Origin of the sequence: uncultured Oscillibacter sp., assembly GCF_910587525.1 — a bacterium.
Taxonomy (GTDB): Bacteria; Bacillota; Clostridia; order Oscillospirales; family Oscillospiraceae; genus Oscillibacter.
In genome coordinates this window covers 1-7,201 of the sequence record NZ_CAJULS010000118.1, presented here as the reverse complement: position 1 = coordinate 7,201, position 7,201 = coordinate 1, and the positions used below count along the sequence as shown (strand labels likewise).

The 7,201-nt window shown below is 64.2% G+C and carries 5 protein-coding genes; 3 read left to right on the top strand and 2 right to left on the bottom strand.

The window, feature by feature from the left end:
• Nucleotides 1-132: 132 nt before the first annotated feature.
• Together QZ326_RS10160 and QZ326_RS10155 are read right to left on the bottom strand one after the other, a co-directional pair.
• Entirely contained in the window at nt 133-1,257 is a 1,125-nt protein-coding gene (locus tag QZ326_RS10160) for a PTS transporter subunit IIC (protein ID WP_295744804.1), read from the bottom strand.
• Nucleotides 1,258-1,294: 37 nt separating this feature from the next.
• Nucleotides 1,295-2,449 carry a pyridoxal phosphate-dependent aminotransferase gene (locus QZ326_RS10155; protein WP_295744801.1) on the bottom strand — a complete coding sequence of 385 codons (1,155 nt, stop codon included), beginning with the start codon at nt 2,447-2,449 and terminating at the stop codon, nt 1,295-1,297.
• Nucleotides 2,450-2,831: 382 nt separating this feature from the next.
• On the opposite strand from QZ326_RS10155, the gene QZ326_RS10150 reads away from it, so the two are divergent.
• From QZ326_RS10150 to QZ326_RS10140, 3 genes are all read left to right on the top strand, one after another.
• Entirely contained in the window at nt 2,832-3,491 is a 660-nt protein-coding gene (locus QZ326_RS10150; RefSeq protein WP_295744799.1) for a vitamin B12 dependent-methionine synthase activation domain-containing protein, read from the top strand.
• Nucleotides 3,481-5,847, top strand: coding sequence for a homocysteine S-methyltransferase family protein (locus QZ326_RS10145; RefSeq protein WP_295744796.1), 2,367 nt, complete (start codon nt 3,481-3,483; stop codon nt 5,845-5,847). The genes QZ326_RS10150 and QZ326_RS10145 overlap by 11 nt, the downstream gene beginning before the upstream one ends.
• Nucleotides 5,844-7,201, top strand: a 1,358-nt coding sequence (locus tag QZ326_RS10140; protein WP_295744793.1) for a homocysteine S-methyltransferase family protein, incomplete at its 3' end; no start/stop codon positions are given. The genes QZ326_RS10145 and QZ326_RS10140, both read left to right, overlap by 4 nt.

Genomic DNA, 7,201 nt, shown 5'->3' with positions numbered 1-7,201 from the left:
TGGGCATCCGTTTCCAGGTGGAGTTCCATTACCCCGATCCGGGGGCCTATGATGCTTTTGATGTGGGTATCATCCTTCAAATCCGCTATCCTATTTCAGAAAACTGCTCTAGTTCATGGTAAAGGCTAATTTTCACAGATCCAGCTTGTAGTCGCCCTCCTTGATAAAACCCTTTTTCCGCATGAGCTCCGAAACCAGCCAGGCCACGGCGGCAGGGATGACCACCGCCACCAGCGCTAGGCCGATCCAGTCCAGAGCGCCGGCGGAGAGGGCGGCCTCCCCCTGGGCCAGGGCGTCCTCGGAGGGGCTCAGCCAGCCGGTGACGACGCCGATGGGGCCCACCAGGCCGCAGGTGCCCATGCCGGAGGAGATGGCCGCGCCGTTCATCTTCATACGGAAGATACAGGTGGCCACGGGGCCGTTGACGATGGAGGCAACCACCGGGGGCACCCAGAGGACGGGCTTTCTCAGGAGATTGGGCACTTGGAGCATGGAGGTTCCCAGGCCCTGGGAGGTAAGACCTCCCACACCGTTCTCCCGGTATGAGGCCACGGCGAAGCCCACCATATGGGCGCAGCACCCGGCCACGGCGGCGCCGCCAGCCAGCCCCACCAGATGGAGGGCGGCGCAGATGGCGGCGGAGCTGATGGGCAGGGTCAAAATCACGCCGATAATGGCGGAGACCAGGATACCCATGAGGAAGGGCTGCTGGTTGGTGGCCCACATGATGAGGTCCCCCAGCCAGCTGGCAGCGGCACCGATGGGCGGCGCGATCAGGGATGCCGCCAGCACACCGGAGAGGATGGTGACAGTGGGGGTGACGATCAGGTCCACCGGGGTGCGTTTGGACACCAGCTTGCCCAAGAAGATGGCGATCAGTGTCACCACAAACACCGCCAGGGGGCCGCCGGTGCCGCCTAGAGAGTTGGCGGCGTAGCCCACTGCCAAGCAGGAGTAGAGCACATAGGGCGGCGCCTTCATGGAGTAGGCGATGGCCCCGCCCATGGCGGCGCCCTGTACGGCATAGGCAAAGGACTTGGAGTCCACCAGCAGGGCAAACTCCTGGCCCCAGAGGGTGTAGTTCAGGTCGAAGAGATACACGCCGATGGTATTGAAAATGGTGCCGATCAGAAGCGAGGCGAAAAGGCCGTGCGCCATGCCGCCCAGGCCGTCGATAAAGATGCGCTGGGCGGTGAAGGAGATGTTCTGCTCCGCGCAGTATTTTCCAAAGCCCTTCAGTTCTTTTGTGTTGTTCATGTGTTTTTCCTCTTATTCTCTCCAAAAATACGGATTTTCAGAGTTTTTTCAGCCCTTCCAGGCGGTTTAGAGCGTTCAGCAGAGTTTCGTCCCGCTTGGCAAAGTGGAGTCGGATCAGATGGTTTACCGGCTCGCGGAAGAAGCTGGAGCCGGGGACGGCCCCTACGCCGATGTCCCGGGCCAGCATCTCGCAGAAGGCAAGGTCGCTGTCGAAGCCGTACCGGGAGATGTCAAGCAGGACGTAATAGGCCCCCTCCGGGGTGCTGTGGCTGAGACCAAGCTCGTCCAGGCCTCCCAGAAACAGCTCCCGTTTGTGGGTGTACTCCGCCAGCAGGCCGTCGTAGTACTCCTGGCCGAATTGCAGGCCGGGAATCACCGCCTCCTGGAGGGGGGCGGCCGCGCCTACGGTGAGAAAGTCGTGGACCTTCTTGATTCGCTCCGAAATCTCCGCCGGGGCGATGGTGTAGCCCAGCCGCCAGCCGGTGATGGAGTAGGTCTTGGACAACGAGGAGCATGAGATGGTCCGCTCCCACATGCCGGGAAGGGCTGCGAAATAGGTGTGCTGATGGGGTGCGTAGACGATGTGCTCATACACCTCGTCGGTGATGACGTAAGCGTCGTACTTCGCTGCGAGAGATGCGATGGTCTCCAGCTCCTCCCGGGTGAATACCCGGCCGCAGGGGTTGGAGGGGTTGCACAGCACCAGCGCCTTGGGACGCTGGCGGAAGGCGTCCTCCAGCGTCTCCGGGTCGAAGCAGAACGCCGGCGGCGTCAGGGGCACATAGATGGGCTCCGCCCCGGAGAGGATGGTGTCCGCGCCGTAGTTCTCGTAGAAGGGGGAGAAGACGATGACCTTGTCGCCGGGGTTGGCCACGGTCATCATGGCGGCCATCATCGCCTCGGTGCTGCCGCAGGTAACGGTGATCTCGCCGTCGGGGTCAATGGGCCGCCCCATGAAGCGGGACTGCTTTTCCGCCAGGGCCTCCCGGAAGTTCTGGGCGCCCCAGGTGACGGAGTACTGGTGCACGTTCTCCCCGGCGGTTTGGGCCAGCCGGTCCAGGATGGCCTGGGGCGGATCGAAGTCTGGAAAGCCCTGGGAGAGGTTCACGGCGCCGTACCGGCTGGAGATCCGGGTCATGCGGCGGATCACCGAGTCGGTGAAATGGGCCGTGCGGGTGGAAAGGGCTTGCATGTCGGTTCCCTCCTTTTGGTCAGGATTGGGCCTCGTTTGAAAAACGTCAAAATGCCCAGGCGGTGGAGCTCTTTCCGACGCTCCACTGTGATTTTTCTTGCCATACATAACGTATGGCGGCGTCAGATCGCCTTGGCCGGCAAAAAGATCCCGTGCCGTTGGGTATTTCGCTATTTATCAAACAGGGCTTAATTTAACCAGCATATTTTACAATTCACCTCCCCTTTCGTCAAGCCCTGAAAGGAGACGTCAAAACGGCCGGATACCGGGAATAGGGCGGTAATTATTGACGCGGAGCCGGAAAGGGTGTAAAATTCTCAGCAAAACGCACAGAGGTGCATCTCTTTGCACCTGTATTTTCTGCGGAAGGGCGGGATGGGATTTGAGCTCCCATTTACTTGAGGAGGCCCTGCGGTACCTGGGGGCGGCGGACGCGCCGGAAACGCTGCGGCGCCAGGTAGAGGCGGAGGCGGAGACGCTGTCTGCCGGTCTGCGGCCCAGATATGTCTATAAGGTCTGCGAGCTGGATTTTCAGGGTGAGGGGATATTTCTCCGGGGCACGGCTGTAATTTTGACGGGTGAAACCGCCCGCAAAATGCTGGCCCAGTGCCGTCGGGCGGCGCTGCTGGCCTGTACGCTGGGGGCCCGGTTTGATCTGTCCCTTTCGGCCATGCAGGCCCGGGATATGGCCCGGGCCGTCATTCTGGACGCCTGCGGCAGCGCCCTGGTGGAGCAGGGCTGCGATGAGGCGGAAAAGGAGCTGTCCGCCCGTTTCCCGGGACAGTACCGCACGGACCGGTTCAGCCCCGGCTATGGGGACCTGCCGCTGGCCTGCCAGGGGGACATCTGCGCCGCTCTGGACGCCCCCAGGCGGCTGGGGCTTACGGTGACGGAGAGTCTGCTGCTGAATCCGGTGAAGTCTGTCACGGCCGTCGTCGGCCTGTCGGACCGGCCCCAGATGGCCCGGATCCGAGGCTGTGCCTACTGTCAGATGCGGGAACACTGTGCGCTTCGCAAGGGAGGAAAACACTGTGGGAACTGATCTCTTTCGTGATAAGATCCTGATTTTAGACGGAGCCATGGGCACGGTCCTCCAGCAGCGGGGCCTGCTCCCCGGGAGAATGCCGGATCTGCTGAATCTCACGGATCCGGAGCTGCTGGCCTCCGTGTACCGGGAGTACGCGGAGGCGGGGAGCCAGGTGGTCTACGCCAACACCTTCGGGGCCAACGCTTTGAAGCTGGCCCGTTCCGGTCACGCCGTTTCGGAGGTCGTCACCGCCGCCGTCTCCACAGCCAAACGGGCCGTGGATGGAAAAGCCCTGGTGGCCCTGGACGTGGGACCCCTGGGGGAGCTGCTGGAGCCCCTGGGGAGCCTGACCTTTGAGCGGGCCTATGACCTGTTCCGGGAGATGATGGCCGCCGGCGCGGCGGCAGGGGCGGACCTCGTGGCCGTCGAAACCATGACGGACCTCTACGAGGCCAAAGCGGCCCTGCTGGCGGCCAAGGAGAACACCGCCCTGCCGGTGCTGGTGACCATGTCCTTTGAGGAGAGCGGCCGCACCTTTACCGGCTGCACCGTGGCCTCCATGGCCCGCACGCTGGAGGGATTAGGGGCCGACGCCATTGGTCTGAACTGCTCCCTGGGGCCGGACCAGCTGGCCCCTCTGCTGCGGGAGCTGTGCGAGAACACCCGCCTGCCGGTGGCGGCCAAGCCCAACGCGGGCCTGCCCGACCCGGTGGACGGGCATTACGGCATGGGGCCGGAGGACTTTGCCGCCGCGCTGCTGCCCTGCCTGGAGGCGGGGGTCACTGTCTTCGGCGGCTGCTGCGGCACCTCCCCGGCGTATATCCGCCGATTGAAAGCGGCATTGGATGGGAAGCGGCCCGCGCCCCGGCGGTGCCTGGAGGGGAGCTTCGTCTGCACGCCGGTGAACCCTGTGCGGCTGGACGGCGTGCGGGTCATCGGCGAACGGGTGAACCCAACTGGAAAAAAGCGGTTCCAGCAGGCGCTGCTGGAGGACGATCTGGACTATATTCTGGACGTGGCCGTCCAGCAGGAGGAGGCCGGAGCGGACATTCTGGACGTGAACGTGGGCTGTCCCGGGGTGGATGAGGCGGCCCTGCTGCCCCGGGTGGTGAAAAAGCTCCAGAGCGCCGTTTCTCTGCCACTGCAGTTGGACTCCTCCAATCCAGACGCCCTGGAGGCGGCACTGCGGGTCTACAACGGCAAGGCGGCGGTGAACTCCGTCAACGGGAAGCCCGAAGTGCTGGCGCGGGTGCTGCCCATCGTGAAAAAGTACGGAGCCTCCGTAGTGGGTCTTGCCATGGACCAGGACGGCATCCCTCAGACGGCGGAGAAGCGGGTGGAGATTGCAGAACGCATCTTGAAGGCGGCTTTGGCCCAGGGGATTCCCAGGGAAGATCTCTGGATTGACTGCCTGGCCCTCACGGTCTCCGCCCAGCAGGAGCAGGCGGAGGAAACCCTGAAAGCGGTGCGCACCGTCCGGCAGGAGCTGGGGCTCCAGACCGTTCTGGGCGTATCTAACATCTCCTTCGGTCTGCCAAACCGCGCCTTGATCACACAGAACTTTTTGATCCAGGCCCTGGCGGCGGGGCTGACGCTCCCCATTGTCAACCCCAACCAGCGGGAGATGATGGATGCCGTGGCCGCGTTCCGGGTTCTCTCCGGGGAGGATGACCAGTGCCGGGACTATATTGCCCGGTTCGCCGCTGTCTCCGCTGTTCCCACGGGGCAGACTGCGCCTGTCCTGAGCGGTGTAAGCACACTGGAGGAGGCGGTGGCCCGCGGCTTAAAGGCTGACGCCGCCCGCCTGGCGAAGGCGCTCCTCCAAACGGAGGACGGCCTCACGCTGGTGGAGCGCCGCCTGATTCCCGCCCTGGACAGCGTGGGGGAGGGTTATGAGCGGGGGACGGTGTTTTTGCCCCAGCTCCTCAGTGCGGCCCAGGCGGCCCAGGAAGTGTTTGAGGCCGTCCGGGCCTCCATCGTGGAAAAGGGCGGCGCGCCGGTGAAAAAAGGAAAGCTCATCGTGGCCACCGTTCGGGGGGATATCCATGACATCGGCAAGAACATTGTGAAAACCGTGCTGGAGAACTATGGCTATGAGGTGGTGGACCTGGGCCGGGACGTACCGCCGGAGACAGTGGCCCAGGCCGCGGCGGCCCAGGAGGCCAGTCTGGTGGGCCTCTCCGCCCTGATGACCACGACTCTGCCTGCCATGGAGGAGACCGTCCGCCGCCTGCGGGCCCTGGAACGCCCGCCGGTGGTCTTTGTGGGCGGCGCGGTGGTGACACCGGAGTACGCGGCGCGGATCGGCGCGGACGAATATGCCAGGGATGCCCGCCAGTCTGTGGAGATTGCCAGGAGGGTGCTGGGATGACGGATATAAGGACCTGCTTGAAAGAGAATGCCCCGCTGCTGTTTGACGGCGCCATGGGCACTTATTTCGCCGCTCTGCCCGGCCGGGCGGGGGAGCGCTGTGAGCTGGGGAGCCTGACGCATCCATCGGAGATCAAGGGCATCCACCGGGCCTATCTGGAGGCCGGATGCAGGGCGATCAAAACCAACACCTTTACCGTGGGAACGGATTTGGCCCGAGGGGATATAAACACGGCTCAAAGGATCATTGCGGCCTCCTCCCAACTGGCGCTGGAGTGCGCGGAGCCCTATGGGGCCTATGTCTTTGCGGACATCGGCCCTGCCCCGGAGAGCCGGGAGCTGCGCCGGGCGGAGAACTACTGCCGCCAGGCGGATCTGTTTTTAGAGCAGGGCGTTAAGCACTTCCTTCTGGAGACGCTGCCCAGCGACCATGGATTACGGAAACTGGCCCAGTATCTCAAGGCGCGCTGTCCGGAGGCATATCTCATCACCTCCTTCGCCGTGTCCTTTGACGGAACCACACGGGAGGGGGACTTCGGCCAGACCCTGCTCCGCCGCGCCGCCGCCCTGGAGGAGATCGACGCCGTGGGCTTCAACTGTGTCTCCGGTCCTCATCACCTGCTGGAATACATCCGGGGGCTGGACGCCGGCGGCGTGGCGCTGTCGGTCATGCCCAATGCCGGATATCCCACGGTGCAGGGCCGCAGGACGGTGTTTCAGGGAACGCCGGACTACTTTGGTCAAAAGCTTGCGGAGATTGTCCAGGCGGGGGCCTCCATCGTGGGGGGCTGCTGCGGCACGACGCCCGCTCACATCGCCGGGGCCGCAAAGGCCCTGGCGGAGCCGCGGCGGATTACGGTCTCCGTCTCCTCCGGCGGCGCGCCGGAGCCCCGGTCCGCCGCCTCCGCCAACACCCTGGCAAAGAAGCTGGATGGCGGACGGCGGGTGATCGCGGTGGAGCTGGACCCCCCGGTGGACGACGATATCGCCTTTTTCCTGGAGGGAGTGAAGACGCTGCGGGACGCAGGCGCGGACGCGGTTACCATTGCGGACTGCCCCATTGGCCGCCCCCGGGCGGACAGCAGTCTCCTGGCCTGCAAGATAAAACGGGAGCTTGGCATCGAGCCCCTGCCCCACATGACCTGCCGGGACCGGAACCTCAACGCCACCAAGGCGCTGCTGCTGGGCCTCTCCATCGAGGGCGTCCACAACGTGCTGCTGGTCACCGGAGACCCCATTCCCTCTGAGGACCGGGATGAAGTGAAGAGCGTCTTTAACTTCAATTCCCGGCGGCTGGCGGGCTACGTCTCCGGACTGAACGAGACCTTGCTGCGGACGCCCTTCCGCATCTTCGG